The organism is Umezawaea sp. (genome assembly GCF_036375055.1).
Lineage (GTDB): Bacteria > Actinomycetota > Actinomycetes > Mycobacteriales > Pseudonocardiaceae > Umezawaea.
In genome coordinates, this window is the sequence record NZ_DASUSQ010000062.1 from 16,586 (window position 1) to 31,299 (window position 14,714).

General features: G+C 71.7%; 13 protein-coding genes. 6 read left to right on the forward strand and 7 right to left on the reverse strand.

All coding sequences use genetic code 11. The annotated features are described in order from the left end of the window. Positions 1 to 168: 168 nt before the first annotated feature. From VFZ92_RS16955 to VFZ92_RS16970, 4 genes are read right to left on the reverse strand one after another with little or no spacing between them, the layout of a single operon-like run. Positions 169 to 2,217 (reverse strand): S9 family peptidase, encoded by a 2,049-nt coding sequence (locus VFZ92_RS16955; protein WP_330876907.1) that lies wholly within the window; start codon positions 2,215 to 2,217, stop codon positions 169 to 171. Positions 2,218 to 2,223: 6 nt separating this feature from the next. Further along, complete coding sequence (gene galE, locus VFZ92_RS16960) at positions 2,224 to 3,186, reverse strand: UDP-glucose 4-epimerase GalE (protein ID WP_330876908.1); 963 nt, start codon at positions 3,184 to 3,186, stop codon at positions 2,224 to 2,226. 39 nt (positions 3,187 to 3,225) lie between these two features. Further along, on the reverse strand, positions 3,226 to 4,407 hold the full coding sequence (gene galK / locus VFZ92_RS16965) for a galactokinase (RefSeq protein WP_330876909.1): 1,182 nt from the start codon (positions 4,405 to 4,407) through the stop codon (positions 3,226 to 3,228). Then, on the reverse strand, positions 4,404 to 5,096 hold the full coding sequence (locus VFZ92_RS16970) for a metal-dependent transcriptional regulator (RefSeq protein WP_330876910.1): 693 nt from the start codon (positions 5,094 to 5,096) through the stop codon (positions 4,404 to 4,406). The genes galK and VFZ92_RS16970 overlap by 4 nt, the downstream gene beginning before the upstream one ends. Positions 5,097 to 5,198: 102 nt before the next feature. On the opposite strand from VFZ92_RS16970, the gene VFZ92_RS16975 reads away from it, so the two are divergent. After that, positions 5,199 to 6,050: a sulfurtransferase gene (locus tag VFZ92_RS16975; RefSeq protein ID WP_330876911.1), complete on the forward strand. Its 852-nt coding sequence runs from the start codon at positions 5,199 to 5,201 to the stop codon at positions 6,048 to 6,050. Positions 6,051 to 6,894: 844 nt separating this feature from the next. On the opposite strand, the gene VFZ92_RS16980 is transcribed toward VFZ92_RS16975, so the two are convergent. Continuing rightward, entirely contained in the window at positions 6,895 to 7,491 is a 597-nt protein-coding gene (locus tag VFZ92_RS16980; RefSeq protein ID WP_330876912.1) for a DUF3558 family protein, read from the reverse strand. Positions 7,492 to 7,659: 168 nt separating this feature from the next. Here VFZ92_RS16980 and VFZ92_RS16985 point away from each other — a divergent pair, with 168 nt between their 5' ends. Continuing rightward, positions 7,660 to 8,835, forward strand: coding sequence for an acetoin utilization protein AcuC (locus tag VFZ92_RS16985; RefSeq protein ID WP_330876913.1), 1,176 nt, complete (start codon positions 7,660 to 7,662; stop codon positions 8,833 to 8,835). 93 nt (positions 8,836 to 8,928) lie between these two features. Next, complete coding sequence (locus VFZ92_RS16990; RefSeq protein WP_330876967.1) at positions 8,929 to 11,601, forward strand: GNAT family N-acetyltransferase; 2,673 nt, start codon at positions 8,929 to 8,931, stop codon at positions 11,599 to 11,601. 80 nt (positions 11,602 to 11,681) lie between these two features. Here VFZ92_RS16990 and VFZ92_RS16995 read toward each other — a convergent pair whose 3' ends face one another. Then, the gene (locus tag VFZ92_RS16995; RefSeq protein ID WP_330876971.1) at positions 11,682 to 11,924 is read right to left on the reverse strand and encodes a hypothetical protein; all 243 of its coding nucleotides are present in this window, start codon (positions 11,922 to 11,924) and stop codon (positions 11,682 to 11,684) included. Between VFZ92_RS16995 and VFZ92_RS17000 the strand changes: the two genes are divergently transcribed. The 3 genes from VFZ92_RS17000 to VFZ92_RS17010 all read left to right on the forward strand — a co-directional run bounded on the left by VFZ92_RS17000 (position 11,812) and on the right by VFZ92_RS17010 (position 13,956). Next, positions 11,812 to 12,636, forward strand: a complete 825-nt coding sequence (locus VFZ92_RS17000; RefSeq protein ID WP_414719915.1) for a glutamate ABC transporter substrate-binding protein — start codon at positions 11,812 to 11,814, stop codon at positions 12,634 to 12,636. The two genes, VFZ92_RS16995 and VFZ92_RS17000, sit on opposite strands and share 113 nt — an antisense overlap. Before the next feature lie 60 nt (positions 12,637 to 12,696). Further along, positions 12,697 to 13,473, forward strand: a complete 777-nt coding sequence (locus VFZ92_RS17005) for a GntR family transcriptional regulator (protein WP_330876914.1) — start codon at positions 12,697 to 12,699, stop codon at positions 13,471 to 13,473. Between the two features lie 156 nt (positions 13,474 to 13,629). Next, on the forward strand, positions 13,630 to 13,956 hold the full coding sequence (locus tag VFZ92_RS17010) for a hypothetical protein (RefSeq protein ID WP_330876915.1): 327 nt from the start codon (positions 13,630 to 13,632) through the stop codon (positions 13,954 to 13,956). 72 nt (positions 13,957 to 14,028) lie between these two features. Here VFZ92_RS17010 and VFZ92_RS17015 read toward each other — a convergent pair whose 3' ends face one another. Further along, on the reverse strand, positions 14,029 to 14,703 hold the full coding sequence (locus VFZ92_RS17015) for a hypothetical protein (protein WP_330876916.1): 675 nt from the start codon (positions 14,701 to 14,703) through the stop codon (positions 14,029 to 14,031). Positions 14,704 to 14,714 lie beyond the last annotated feature (11 nt).

Below are 14,714 nucleotides of genomic sequence, written 5' to 3' on the forward strand. Positions count from 1 at the left end.
CCGCACGTCCCACCCGCGTGGCGCGCTGCCCGTGCCGCTCCGACCCACCAGCCCGCCACCCAGAGCGAGGTGGCCCCCAGACCGGCGGTCGACCTTCCCCTGTCACCGCCGAAACGCCGCTGGGGTCGGCCCCGTCCCCGGTCCGACCCCAGCGGTGTCCAGCGCGACTCAGAGCAGCTCGGGCCGCTCCCACTCCTCGGCGAGCACGTGCTCACCCAGGAACGCGAAGATCGTCTCGTACCAGATCCGGCTGTTGCCGGGAGTGAGGATCCAATGGTTCTCGGTCGGGTAGTACAGGAACTTGGCGTTGACCCCGTGCCGCAGCAGGTCGAAGTACAGCCGCTGGCCCTCGCCGATCGGGACCCGGTAGTCCTTGTCGCCGTGGATCACCAGCATCGGCGTCTCGATGTTCGCGACGTACAGGTGCGGCGAGTTGGCCTTCACGCGGTCGGGCTGCGTGAGCGGGTCGCCCATCTCGCGGATCCAGTAGTACGCGCCGTCCGTGCTGCCGGTGAACGCGTCCAGGTGCCACAGCGACGCGTGCGTGACGATCGCGCGGAACCTCGTGGTCTGCGTGGCGATCCAGTTGGCCATGTAGCCGCCGAACGAGCCGCCCATCACGGCGGTGCGGCTGTCGTCGACGTCGTCGCGGCGCTCGGCGACGTCCGTGATCGCCATCAGGTCGGTGTAGGGCTCCGCGCCCCAGCGGCCCCAGCCCGCCTTGACGAACTCGTGCCCGTAGCCGGTGGACAGGGCCGGATCGGGCAGGAGGACCGCGTAGCCGCGCGCCGCCATCAGCCACGGGTTCCAGCGCCAGCTCCAGTTGTTCCAGCTCATCACCGGGCCGCCGTGCACCCACAGCAGCAGGGGCGCGGGCCGGTCGACCGAGGCGCCCTCGGGGAGCACCAGCCAGGCGCGCACCGTGCGGCCGTCGGCGACCGTGGTCTCGATCTCGGTGAGCGTGCCGGGCACCGAGTCGACCCGGCCGGGCGACAGCAGTCGCACCGGCTCCTGGTCGACGGCGGTGGCGTCGAGGCGCACCGGGGTCGACGGGTGGTCGACGGTGCCGCCCATGGCGTACAGGGTCGTGCCGTCGTGGCTGACGATGACGTCGGTGTAGCCGCCGCGCGCGGTGAGCCGGGTGATCGCGCCCGACGCCAGGTCGAGCCGCCACACGGGCTGGTGGCCGTGGTCGCTGCTGGTGAAGTACACGGCGTCGCCGGTGGGGCTGACGACGGGGGAGGCGGGCTCCTCGGTGAAGTCCGGCGTGAGGTCGGTGATGTCACCGGACTCCACGTCGATCCGCACCAGCGTGCCGTACCAGGGGCTGTCCGCGGTCGAGTCGACGACGCGGACGGCGATCACCGCCGTCGAGTCGGGCGTGAAGGCAGCGCTGCTGAACGAGTGGTCGGGCTCGTCGGCCAGCACGCGGCTGGAGCTGCCGTCGGTCGCGGCCAGCCGCAGGTTGTAGCGGGCGCCGTACGCGGGGCTGACGGGGACCTGCTCGGAGAAGATCGCCCACCGGCCGTCCGGGCTGATCGCGATGATCTCCTCGATCGTGCTCCCGGCGTCGGGGGCCAGATCGGTGACGGTCTCGACGCGCCCGCTGTCGGCGCTGACCGGGCCGGTGGCGAGCGCGCGCCGGTAGGCGGGGCCGACGTCGGCGTCCCAGTACCGGATCGGGTAGCCCTCGTGCAGGATCGCGGTGATCCCGGCGTCGTCGCGGGCCTTGCGCTTGGCGGCGTCCTCCTCGCCGAACGCGGCGGTGGGGTGCGCGGACGCCGACAGCAGCAGGTGGCCGGTGCCGGTGGCGACGGTGAAGCCGTCGACCCCGCCCGCCGGGCGGTAGACCTCCCTGGCCTCACCGGTCGGCGGCAGCAGCCACAGGGCCGCCTTGTCCTTGCCCTGCTTGTCCTTGTCGTCGGACTGGGCGTCGGGGCGGCTGGACAGGAACAGGACAGACCCGTCCGGCGTGAACTCGGGGCTGGACTCGCCCTTCGCGGCGTTGGTCAGCCGTCGCGGCTGCCGGGTGCCCTCGGGGTCGATCTCCCAGAGCGCGCCCTGCCACTTCTTGCCGTCCGGCGCGAGCTCGGACACGACGACCACCAAGCGGGTGCCGTCGGGCGAGAGCGCGGGCGAACCGACTCGGGGCAGGGCGTTGAAGGCGGCGAGATCCGCGAAGTCCGCGGCCGTCGCCGAACGGGCACTGTCTGTCATCCGGGCTCATGCCTCCTGACGGGACCGGGTGAATTCCCAGGCATCGCGCACGATTCCGGTCAGGTCGGCGCGCTCGGGCTTCCACCCGAGTTCGGTCCGGGCCCGCTCGCTGGACGCGACCAGCACGGCGGGGTCGCCCGCGCGGCGCGGCGCGATGGCGGCGGGGATGGCGTGGCCGGTGACCTCGCGGCAGGTGTCGATGACCTGCTTCACCGAGAAACCGGTGCCGTTGCCCAGGTTGTAGATCCGGTGCTCACCGGCGACGGCGTGCTCCAGCGCCAGCAGGTGGGCGTCGGCGAGGTCGGTGACGTGGATGTAGTCGCGCACGCACGTGCCGTCCTCGGTCGGCCAGTCCTCGCCGAAGATCTGGATCTGCTCGCGCTGACCGAGCGCGACCTGGAGCACCAGCGGGATGAGGTGCGTCTCGACCGCGTGCCGCTCGCCGACCGAACCGTGCGCGCCCGCCACGTTGAAGTACCGCAGGCTCACCGCGGCCAGGCCGTGAGCGGCGGCGTAGGAGGTGATGGCGTGGTCGATCGTCAGCTTCGACGCGCCGTAGGTGTTGGTCGGGCGGGTCGGCGCCGTCTCGGAGATCGGGACCTCCTCCGGCTCGCCGTAGGTGGCGGCGGTCGAGGAGAACACCAGTCGCGGGGTGCCGTGCTCGCGCATGGCGTCCAGCAGCCGCAGCGAGGTGACGACGTTGCCCTGCCAGTACTTGGCGGGGTCCACCATGGATTCGCCGACCAGCGACTTGGCCGCGAAGTGCAGCACGCCGTCGAAGCCCTCCGCCAGCACCGTGCCGATGACGTCGTTGATGTCGCCCTGCACGAACCGGGCGCCCTCGGGAACCGCGTCGGCGTGCCCCGTGGACAGGTCGTCGAGCACGACCACCTCGTGGCCCGACTCGATCAGCCGAGCCGCGTTCACGCTGCCGACGTACCCAGCACCGCCCGTCACGAGCAGCTTCACCGTGGTTCTCTCTTTCGTTCGTCCGGAGGGGGAGGAAGATCAGCGGTCCTGGCCCGCGCCCTTGGAGGGCACGGCCGTGAACAGCCTCGGCTTGGGCAGGGAGCGCTCGGCGAAGGCGGCGAAGACGGACTTCTCCACGTCGGAGTGCAGGCCGACCGGCACCAGGGCGATGGCCGAGCCGCCGAAGCCGCCACCGACCATCCGCGCGCCGAGGGCACCCGCGGCCATCGCCGCGTCGACGGCGACGTCGAGTTCCAGGCACGAGACCCGGTAGTCGTCCCGCAGGCTGGCGTGCGACGCGCTCAGCAGCGGGCCGATGTCGCCCAACCTGTTGGCGTGCAACAGGTCCACCGTCTGGAGAACCCGGTCGTTCTCGGTCACCACGTGCCGCACGAGCGGTCGGAGGTCCTCCGGGAGGCGGGCGAGCGTCTCGGTCAGCTCGGTGACCTCCACGTCGCGCAGCGCGGGCACGCCGAGGATCTCGGCCGCCCGCTCGCAGCCCGCGCGGCGCGCGCCGTAGCCGCCGTCGGTGTGCGAGTGGCTCGCACGGGTGTCGACCACCAGCACCTCGAGCCCGGCGGCGGCCGCGTCGAAGTGCACCTGCTCGGACTTGCCGGAGCGGACGTCGAGGAACAGCGCGTGCGCCTCGACGCAGCACAGCGACGCCGTCTGGTCGAGCAGCCCGGTGGGCGCGCCGACGAAGTCGTTCTCGGAGCGCTGCACCCAGCGGGCGATCTCCTGGCGGGTCGGCGAGGACGCCTCGTCGCCGTCGGGCGAGAGGCCCGCCAGCCCGAGGAGCGCCAGCGCGACCGCGCACTCGAGCGCGTGCGACGAGGACAGGCCCGCGCCCGCGGGCACGTCACCCGCGACCATCAGGTCCGCGCCGCCGGTGATGCCCTGCGACCGCAGCACCCACGCCACCCCCGAGGGGTAGGCGGCCCAGCCCGGCACGACGCCGGGTTCCAGGTCGGCGATCGGGAACGGGTCGGCGTGCTGGACGTTGCCGTCCACGCCGAGCGTGCCGACCGCCAGCACGCCGTCCTCGCGCGGAGCCGCGGCCACGGCGATCCGGTAGGGCAGGGCGAACGGCAGGACGAAGCCGTCGTTGTAGTCTGTGTGCTCGCCGATCAGGTTCACCCGGCCGGGTGCGGACCAGATGCCCGTGGGCGCCCGGTCGTACACCTGCTGGAACGCTGCGGCGGCTCGGTCCGCTGTCGTCACCGTGCCTGCACCATGACGGCGTGGGCGACGGACGGGTCCAGCGTGGCGCTGCTGCCGTTGCCGCGGACCTTGATCACCTTGGCGCCCGCGAGCCCCTCGACCTCGACGGTGCCGCCGGGGATGACGCCCGCTTCCTTCAGCTCGGCCATCAGGTCGGGGTCGAGCTGGATGTGCTCGGCGATCCGCCGCACCTCGACCTTGCCGCCACCGCGGCGGGCCACCTCGTCGATGCGGATCAGGTCGGCCTCGACGGCCGGGGCGGGCTCGCCGTCGCCCAGCTTGTCCAGACCGGGGATCGGGTTGCCGTAGGGCGAGGTCGTGGGGTTGCCGAGCAGCTTGATGAGCTTGCGCTCGACCGCCTCGCTCATCACGTGCTCCCAGCGGCAGGCCTCGCTGTGGACGTGCTCCCACTCCAGGCCGATGATGTCGACGAGGAGGCGCTCCGCGAGCCGGTGCTTGCGCATGACCGCGATGGCCAGGTTGCGGCCCTGGTCGGTGAGTTCGAGGTGCCGGTCGCCCGCGACGATGACGAGCCCGTCGCGCTCCATGCGGCCGACGGTCTGGCTCACGGTCGGACCGCTCTGCCCGAGGCGCTCGGCGATGCGCGCCCGCAGGGGCACCACACCCTCTTCTTCGAGCTCGTAGATGGTCCGGAGGTACATCTCCGTGGTGTCGATGAGGTCGTTCACGCCCGCTCCCCTTCGTATGTCGTCAATGCTAGTCGCACCCGAGGTCACCACAGGCCGCGTGTGGTGCCGGAGTCCGATGCGGGGCGGTGCAGGATGGGTCTCGTGCATCCTTTGATCAGCACCGAAGCCCTCGCCGCGGCACTGAACGGTGACCGTCCACCCGTCGTTCTCGATGTTCGCTGGCGACTCGGTGGACCACCCGGACGTCTAGACTACGAGGTCGCGCACATTCCCGGTGCGGCATATGCGGACCTGGACACGGAACTGTCCGCGCCACCCGGCCAGGGGGGCAGGCATCCGCTCCCGGAACCGGCCGCTCTGGAGCGCGTCCTGCGCGCCGCGGGCGTCCGGGAGGGCCACCCGGTGGTCGCCTACGACGGCGGTGACGGCTCGGTCGCCGCCCGCGTCTGGTGGCTGCTGCGCTGGGCAGGCCACGAGGAGGTCGCCGTGCTCGACGGCGGCTTCGCCGCCTGGACCGCCGAGGAGAGGCCCGTCACCGCGGAAGCACCCGCTCCCGAGCCGGGTGACGTGCGGGTTCGCCCCGGTGCCATGCCGGTCACCGACGCCGACGGCGCCGCCGAGCTGGCCCGCGCCGGCGTCCTCCTCGACGCCAGGGCGGGCGCCCGCTACCGGGGCGAAACCGAACCCGTGGACCCCAGGCCGGGCCACGTGCCGGGCGCGCTCAACGCCCCGTCCTCCGAACACGTGGACGCCACCGGCCGCTGGCTGGCCCCCACGGCCCTGGCCGACCGCTTCCGCGCACTGGGTGTGACCACCGACGCGCCGATCGGCGCCTACTGCGGGTCCGGCGTCACCGCGTCCTCGGTCGTCCTGGCCCTGGAGGTGGCAGGCCTGACCAGCAAGGACAAGCCGGCCACCCTGTACGCGGGCTCGTGGTCGAACTGGTCCGCCGACCCGAACCGCCCAGCAGCCACCGGCCCCGAACCGGGCTGAGCCACACCGGGGGAGAGCCGGATCACGTGCTTGTGGCCACCGCCACGGGTGGCCACAAGCACCTGTCCCGCGACCGGACCACCCGGCCACCCCACCCAAACGCATGCGAGCCAACACCCGACCCCGCACCACGGCAGGTGCGGAGTTCCCCTCCACACCGGACCGAGTGCCCCGCACCGACCGCCCACGAACAGCCTGTCCGCGTGGCCGACTCCCGACGACCTGCCTATCCGGCCGGCTCCCGACAATCAGCCTGCCTACCCGGTCGCTGCCGACGAGCTGCCTGTTCGACCGACTCCTGCCGGAGGGCTTGTTCAACCGGTCGACGCCGACCGGTTGGTCTGCCTGCTTGGCCGACTCCCTGTCGGAGGGCCTGCTCAGCCGGCTGACGCCGACCGGCTGGTCTGCCTGCTCGGCCGACTCCTGCCGGGCAGCCCGCCTACCCGGTGGACTCCCGATGACCCGCCTAGCTGGTCGACTCCCGATGAGCGGCCTGCCCAGTTGGCTGGCTGCGGTGGACAGACTGGTTGGTCAGCTCCTGACGGGCAGCTTGCCGTTCCGGCTGGTTCCCGATGGGCAGTTTGCCGTTCCGGCCTGCTCCCGATGAGCAGCCCGTCTACCTTGCTGACTCCTGACGGGTAGCCGGCCCACCTGGCCCCCACAACACCTGCCGGCCGACCATCCTGCCCCTGCCCCTGGGCGCTGCTGTGGTTTCCGCCGAGCCTCGGTCGCCGCTTTCGCAGCTCCCACCCCCGACTCCAGCCGCACCCTCCGCCGGTGTCTCGACCACCACCCCCGGCGCACATCCCCATCACCCGCCGACAGGCGCGCGCCGGGTCTCACCTCACGCGTTGGGGATCTTGTTGAACGCCGCCGTGGCGAGCTTGAGGGCGACGCCGCAGGTGTCGACCTCGTCGAGCGGGGTCACCGAGGCGAGCAGGGCCGGGGTGATCTCGTCCGGGTCGTCGGTGAGCATGACCATGACGGAGCAGTCGGTGCCGTCCTTGATCTCGTAGGCGGTGTTGCCCGCGACCTCGATCTCCCTGGCGGTGCCCTCGTAGTCGGGGAGGGTGATCAGCAGCAGGATCACGACCAGCGGGTCCGAGGTCGACTGGACGCAGCCCGGTGCGGTGGCGGGCTTGGAGCCGATCGCGGTGGCGACCTCCTCCGGGGAGAGGATCTCGCAGCTGGGCTCGGTCTTCTTCTTCGTGGTGATCTTGATCTTGCCGCTGGGCTTGTCCGTCGACGTGGGCTTCGTCGGGGTCGCCTTGGTGGTGGTCGTGGGCTTGCCCTTGGAGGACGTGGTGGGCTTGGTGGTGGTCGTGTTCGCGCCCGCGGCGACCACCGCGGTGCCGTTGATCTTCTGGGCGCACCCGGCGAGGCCGAGGGTCAGGGCCACCGTGAGGACGGCGGTGAGCGCGGTGACTCTTCGCATGTGCATGGGGGCTCTGACCTCGTTCCGTCGGACGCGGTTCCATCCTCGATGGCGGTGTTGCGGGCCCGTGTCGTCGGGAGGACTGTAAGTGTGGTCCGCGCCGTTCACGTGACCGGCGGTCAACCTGTGATCGCGGATCTACCCGCACCGTTGCCTTGGGTTAGGTTTCCACCCATGGGCAAGGCAGCCGCAGTCGTCTGGGACCAGTCCTTCCTCGGGTACGACCTGGGGGGCGAGCATCCGCTCAACCCGGTCCGGCTCGACCTGACGATCCGGCTCGCGACCGCGCTCGGCGTGCTCGACGGGGTCGGGCTGGTCTCGCCGACGGCGGCTACCGACGCGGACATCGAGCGCGTGCACACCGAGTCGTACCTCACCGCGGTGCGCGAGGCGCCGACATCGGCTTGGGACGTCGGGCACGGGCTCGGGACCAGCGACAACCCGGTGTTCGAGCGGATGCACGAGGCGTCGGCGTTGATCGTCGGCGGGACGCTGGAGGCGGCGCGGCGGATCGCGTCGGGGGAGGCGGACCGGGCGGTGAGCATCGCGGGCGGGCTGCACCACGCCATGCGCGACCACGCGGCGGGCTTCTGCGTGTACAACGACTGCGCGGTGGCGATCTCGTGGCTGCTCGACAACGGCTTCGACCGGATCGCCTACGTCGACGTCGACGTGCACCACGGCGACGGCGTGCAGACCGCGTTCTACGACGACCCGAGGGTCCTGACGATCTCGGTGCACCAGAACCCGATGACGCTGTGGCCCGGCACGGGCTGGCCCGCCGAACTGGGCGGGAAGGGCGCGGAGGGCACGGCGGTGAACCTGCCGCTGCCGCCGGGCACCCGCGACGGGAGCTGGCTGCGGGCGTTCCACGCGGTCGTGCCGGGCCTGCTCGGGGCGTTCCGGCCGCAGGTCCTGGTGACCCAGTGCGGCGTGGACAGCCACCGCGAGGACCCGCTCGCGGACCTGGCGCTGTCGGTCGACGGGCACCGGGCGATCTACCGGGCCCTGCGGGACCTCGCCGAGACGTACGCGGACGGCAGGTGGCTGGCGCTCGGCGGCGGGGGCTACGAGCTGCTGCGGGTGGTCCCGCGCTCGTGGACTCACCTGCTGGCGACGGTCCTCGACCGCGACCTCGACCCGAACGTGCCGCTGCCCGCGAGCTGGGTGTCGCACGCGTCGCGACTGGCCCCGAACCGGGCGCTGCCGTCGTCGATGACCGACGACGCCGACCCCGGCCACACACCGTGGAGCGGCGACGCCGACTCGCCGGTGGACCAGGCGATCCGCAACACCCGCCGCGCGGTGTTCCCGCTGCACGGCCTGGACCCCGACGACCGCAGGGACTGAGCGCTCCCGCTGCGGTGCGTGTCCGCCTGTAGTGCGATGCGGGTACCAGAGAGCCAGGACTTACCCCAAGGACTAGAGGAACCGGTGGCGGACATGGCCGAGGGCGACCCGTACGACTTCCCGGAGCACTGGGAGGCCGACGTCGTGCTGTCCGACGGTGGCACCGTGCACCTGCGGCCGATCACGCCGGACGACGCCGAGCGGCTGCTGGCGTTCCACGGCAGGCTGTCGGAGCGGACGCGGTACTTCCGCTACTTCGGCCCCTACCCGCGGATGCCGCACCGGGACGTGGTGCGGTTCAGCACGGTCGACCACCTCGACCGGGTGGCGCTGGTGGCGCTGCTGGGCGACGACATCGTGGCGGTCGGCCGGTTCGACCGGCTGGACTCGGGTGACTCGGCGGAGATCGCGTTCGTCGTCGAGGACGGCCACCAGAAGCGCGGCCTGGGGTCGATCCTGCTGGAGCACCTGGCCGCCGCGGCGCGGGAGCGCGGGCTGAGCCGGTTCGTGGCCGAGGTCCTGGCGGAGAACGGCCAGATGGTGCGGGTGTTCCGCGACGCCGGGTACGTGGTGAGCCGGGAGTTCGAGGAGGGCTCGCTGCACCTGGAGTTCGCGATCGACCCGACCGAGCAGTCGGTGGAGGTGGCGCGGTCGCGGGAGCAGGCGGCCGAGGCGCGCAGCGTGCACAACCTGCTGCACCCGAGGTCGGTGGCGGTGATCGGCGCGTCCACGGACCCGACGAAGATCGGCAACGCGGTGCTGTCGAACCTGCTGTCGGCCGACTTCACCGGCCCGGTCTACCCGGTGAACGCCGAGCACCGGTCGGTGCGCGGCGTGCGGGCCTACGCCTCGGTGCTGGACATCCCCGACGACGTGGACCTCGCCGTGGTCGCGGTGCCCGCCGCGGGCGTCGACGAGGTCATGGACGCCTGCCTGGCCAAGGGCGTCAAGGCGCTGCTGGTGGTGTCGTCGGGCTTCGGCGAGACCGGGCCGGACGGGCGCAGCGCGGAGCTGCGGCTGGCGGCCGAGGCGCGTTCGCACGGGATGCGGGTGGTCGGTCCGAACGCGCTCGGCGTGCTCAACACCGACCCGAAGGTCCGGCTCAACGCCACGCTCGCGCCGCGGCTGCCCGCGCGCGGTCGCACGGGCTTCTTCTGCCAGTCCGGCGCGCTGGGCACGGCGATCCTGGCGGACGCCGCCGAGCGCGGGCTCGGCCTGTCGACGTTCGTCTCGGCGGGCAACCGGGCGGACGTGTCCGGCAACGACCTGCTCCAGTACTGGGAGACCGACCCGGCGACCGACGTCGTCCTGCTCTACCTGGAGTCGTTCGGCAACCCGCGCAAGTTCGCCCGCCTCGCCCGGCGGCTCGGCCGCACCAAGCCCGTCGTCGCGGTGAAGTCCGGCAGGCACGCCGTGACGCCCGCGCTGGCCGCGACCACCGTCCGGATGGACGAGGCGAGCGTGCAGGCGCTGTTCGAGCAGGCGGGCGTCATCCGGGTCGAGTCGCTGGCCCAGCTCTTCGACACCGCCCTGCTGCTGGCCCACCAGCCGCTGCCCGCGGGCCACCGGGTCGGCGTGGTCGGCAACTCGACGGCGATCGGCCTGCTCGCCGCGGACACCGCCCTGGCGCAGGGCCTGGAACTGGCGGGCGCCCCGGTCGACATCGGCCCGCAGAGCGGCCCCGAGGACTTCGCCGCCGCCGTCCGCGAGTCGCTGCTGAGCCCGGACACCGACGCGCTGGTGGTCGTGTTCGTGCCGCCGCTCGCGGTGCCCGGCACGGCGTACGCCCGCGCGCTGCGCGAGGTCGTGGCGGAGACCGGCAGCGCCAAGCCGATCGTGTCGACGTTCCTCGCGGTCGAGGGCGTGCCGGACGAGCTGGCCGTTCCCGGTCCGGGCGGCGCGCCCGGCCGGGGGTCGGTGCCGTCCTACCCGAGCCCGGAACGGGCGGTGCTCGCCCTGTCCCGCGCCACGCGGTACGCGCGGTGGCGCTCGGCGCCCCAGGGCACGTTCACCCGCCCGGAGGGCATCGACACCGACGCGGCCTCCGCGCTGGTCACGGCCCTGCTCGCCGAGGGGGTGGAGCAGGTCGACGACGAGAGCGCCGTGCGCCTGCTCGCCTGCTACGGCATCGACGTGGTGCCGTTCCGGGTCGTGGCGTCGGCCGAGCAGGCGGTGGCCGCCGCGGCGGAACTCGGCTACCCGGTGGCGATGAAGGCGACCGACGACCGGCTGCGGCACCGCTACGACCTGGTCGGCGTGCGGCTCGACCTCGGCGGCGAGGAAGCGGTCCGGGCGGCGTACGCGGCGCTCACCGAGGTGGCGGGGGAGTCGGGCGCGTACGTGCAGCGCATGGCGCCCAAGGGCATCTCCTGCACGTTCGGCCTCCAGGACGACCCGTCGTTCGGCACGCTGCTGTCGTTCGGGCTGTCCGGGCTGGTCAGCGACCTGCTGGGGGACCGCGCGTACCGGGCGGTCCCGCTGACCGACACCGACGCCGCGGCGCTGGTCCGCGCGCCGAAGGCGGCGCCGCTGCTCGCGGGCTACCGGGGCGACGTCCCCGCGGACCTCGGCGCGCTGGAGGACCTGGTGCTCCGGTTGGCCGCACTGGCCGAGGACCTGCCGGAGGTGCGGTCGCTCGCGCTGGAACCGGTGCTCGCCTCGGCCGCGGGCGCGTTCGTCAGCAGCGCCCGGATGACCGTCGGTCCGCCTCCCTCGCGGCACGACAGCGGGCCCCGACGATTGCGGTCACCGGGCGTCCAAAGATAATCGCGTTACGTTGTTGAAGCACCCGTCCCACTTGTTGGGGATTGGTTCTGCTGGACCGATACCGAAGTCGATCTCGGCTTTCAGCCCTGGACTCCGGCCATTTCTCCGCCTAGATTCCGCCCAGCGCGGCGTGCCATTGACGCCGCCCGTGTCCGATTACCGGACATGTGACGCAGGGTATCTGCTTCAGCGGGTCCGTAGAGGGGAAGAATGGTGCCGGTCTTGTTGTCGCGCCTGGTCGCGGCCTGTTCGGCGGTGCTGTTCGCCAGCGCCTGCTCCTCCAGCGACGGCACCTCGGTCGCAGGCAAGGGCGATTTGATCATCGGTGTCTCGTTCGACCAGCCAGGACTGGGTGTGCGCAGGTTGGACGGCACGTTCCGGGGCATTGACGTGGACGTGGCGCGCTACGTCGCGAACGAGTTGGGCGTTCCCGAGTCGAAAATATCGTGGCAGGAGGCGCAGCCCGCGAATCGCGAGAAGTTGCTGACCTCCGGGCAGGTCGATCTGGTCCTCTCCACTTACTCGATCACGGCGAAGAGGAAGGAGGTCATCGACTTCGTGGGTCCGTACTTCGTCGCGGGGCAGGATCTGCTGGTCCGAATGGACGAAAGCAGGATCAGCGGTCCGGAATCGCTGAACAACGACGCCAGCCTGAGGTTGTGCTCGGTTCAAGGAACTACATCGGCCGAGTATGTGAAGACCGAGTTCGCGCAGAACGTGAAACTCGTCGAGTACCCGAAGTTCAGCGACTGCGTGACCGCCGTGCTGGCGGACAACGCGGACGCGATGACCACCGACGACGTGATCCTCGCGGGCTACGCGGCCCAGAACCCGGAGCTGTTGCGGGTGGTCGGCAAGCCGTTCAGCAAGGAGGAGTACGGCATCGGGATCCGCAAGGGCGACGCCGAGGGGAGGGGGAAGGTGGCGGACGCGGTCCGGAAGATGATCGACTCCGGGGAGTGGAGGAAGATCATCGAACGCAACGTCGGCCCGTCGGGCTACGTGATCCCGGACCCGCCGACGGTGGCTTCCTGAGACGGTCCACACTCCGGTTTCACTCGTCTGCGTACTGTGCGCGACGTAAGCTAACTGGTCGTGACTGCTACGCATCGCGTCCCCCCTCACCGGGCGGACGGCCCGGTTCGTGCCGGTATCCCCGAGCACGGCCGGATCCCCCGCTACTACGCCGTGAAGACCGAACTGCTCTGGTTGGTCGACGCACTCGGAGTCGGCGCCGCGCTGCCGTCCGAGCGCGAGCTGGCCGAACGCTTCTCCGTGTCGCGGGTGACCCTCAGGCAGGCGGTCGGTGAACTGGTCCTGGAGGGCAAGTTGCAACGTCGCCAAGGCAGCGGGACCTTCGTGGCCCCGCCCAAGCTAGTGCAACCGTTGTCGCTGGTCAGCTACACCGAGGGAATGCTGCGCCAGGGCGTCCAACCCGCCCGCAACGTGATCACGTGCGAACTCCTGCCCGCGGACGAGGTGCTGTCCACCGACCTCAGGCTCGACGTCGGGGCCCCGGTCGTGCACCTGGAGCGGGTGCTGCTGGCCGACGAGGAGCGGATCGGTCTGGAGTCGACCTACCTGTCGGTCGCCCGGTTCCCCGACCTGCTGGACGTGTTCGACGCGACGACCTCGCTCTACTCGTGCCTGACGGACCGCTTCGGCGTCGTGTTCGACGAGGCGGAGGAGCGCCTGGAGACGGTGCTGGCGACACCGCGCGAGGCCCTGCTCGTCGGCAACAACCCCGCTCTGCCGATGCTGCTGCTGCACCGCGTCTCCTACGACACCGCGGGCGACCCCATCGAACGCGTTCGGTCGCTCTACCGGGGCGACCGGTTCAGCTTCGTGGCGAGGCTGACGGCCGAGAAGTGAGCCACCCCGTCCACTGAGGACGGTAGGGCGGACGGGCGTCGACCGGAGGCGGACAACCGCCCGTTAGCAGGAGCTTCGCGCGGCCCCGGCGGAGGTACCGTGGTGGGGCCGCGGTGGCGCGGCGTTCGCGGCGGAGCGAACGGATCGAGGTGTGCCGTGACGTTCAAAGCGGAGTTCCTCGCCGAACTCGAGGACTGCCTGCGCGGCTACGGCGTGGTCCCGGTGAGCGATCCGGCCGCCCTGTCGCGGTTCATCGAGTACGTCCGCCTCCTGCCCGAGGACCATCCCCGGTTGCGCTGCCTCGAAGGCGTGGACCAGGGGTCGGGCTCGTTCTGGAACAACCCGGCCGTCTGGTGGGAGCGGGTGCCCACGTTCGGGGTCGTCCACACCGATTGCGGTGCCCTGCTGGACGACCTCCTGGACGAGGCCGTGAACGACGAGATCGACGTCCTGGAGATGGAGATCCGCGAACTCCCCGGCTGACGCGGGCACGGGAAAACCCGTTGTGCGCCCGGTGGTCGGTCGAACGCACAACGGGTGGGGTCGAGAACCCGATCAGACGGTCAGCAGCTTGTCGAAGAAGGCGCGGTACTGGCGCAGCGCCACCCGCAGCTCCTCGGTCTCCACCTGCTCGCCCTGGCTCCACTGGCCTTCCAGCGACTTCTTGTGGTCGGCGAACGTCGTGGCGAGGCTCTGCATCACCTGCGCGACCAGCTGGTCGGCGTGCTGCACGGCGTCTCTCGGGCTGTCCACGAAGTCGGACTGGAGACCGCGCCACTCGGTGCGGAACTGGTCGACCTCCTCGGAGGTGAACAGTTCGAGCGCGCCGTCGTCGGTGGTCGGCGTCTGCCGCGGGGTCTCGTCGTGCGCGAGGGCGGTCTCGTCGTGGGTGTCACCGGCGGCGACCGGCTCGGCGTCGGAGTGCTGGCCGTACTGCTCGGTGCCGTCGTGAGCGCGGTTGTCCGCGTCGACGTCCACCTCGTCGTACTGGTCGGAGACCACCGAGCGGTCCGCGTCGGCGTCGTACCGGTCCGCCGTCGTGCCGGTGGCGTCGGCGTCGTACCGGTCCGCCGCCGTGCCGGTGGTGTCGACGTCGTCCGCGCGGTCCGCGGTCGAGTCGCGGTAGTCGTCGGTGCGGTACTGGTCGTCCGCGTGGGCGGTGCGGTCGCGGCCGTGCTCCGGCAGCAGGTCTTCCGTGCTGAGGGGTCGCAGGTCCTGGCGCTCGGTCATGGGATCGCTCC

Coding starts and splice junctions, on each gene's coding strand:
- VFZ92_RS17015 (WP_330876916.1), bottom strand. CDS start 14,703: ATGACCGAGCGCCAGGACCTGCGACCCCTCAGCACGGAAGACCTGCTG.
- VFZ92_RS16980 (WP_330876912.1), bottom strand. CDS start 7,491: ATGCACATGCGAAGAGTCACCGCGCTCACCGCCGTCCTCACGGTGGCC.
- VFZ92_RS16995 (WP_330876971.1), bottom strand. CDS start 11,924: ATGATCAAATCGCCCTTGCCTGCGACCGAGGTGCCGTCGCTGGAGGAG.
- VFZ92_RS16985 (WP_330876913.1), top strand. CDS start 7,660: ATGGGCAAGGCAGCCGCAGTCGTCTGGGACCAGTCCTTCCTCGGGTAC.
- VFZ92_RS16955 (WP_330876907.1), bottom strand. CDS start 2,217: ATGACAGACAGTGCCCGTTCGGCGACGGCCGCGGACTTCGCGGATCTC.
- VFZ92_RS17000 (WP_414719915.1), top strand. CDS start 11,812: ATGGTGCCGGTCTTGTTGTCGCGCCTGGTCGCGGCCTGTTCGGCGGTG.
- VFZ92_RS16990 (WP_330876967.1), top strand. CDS start 8,929: ATGGCCGAGGGCGACCCGTACGACTTCCCGGAGCACTGGGAGGCCGAC.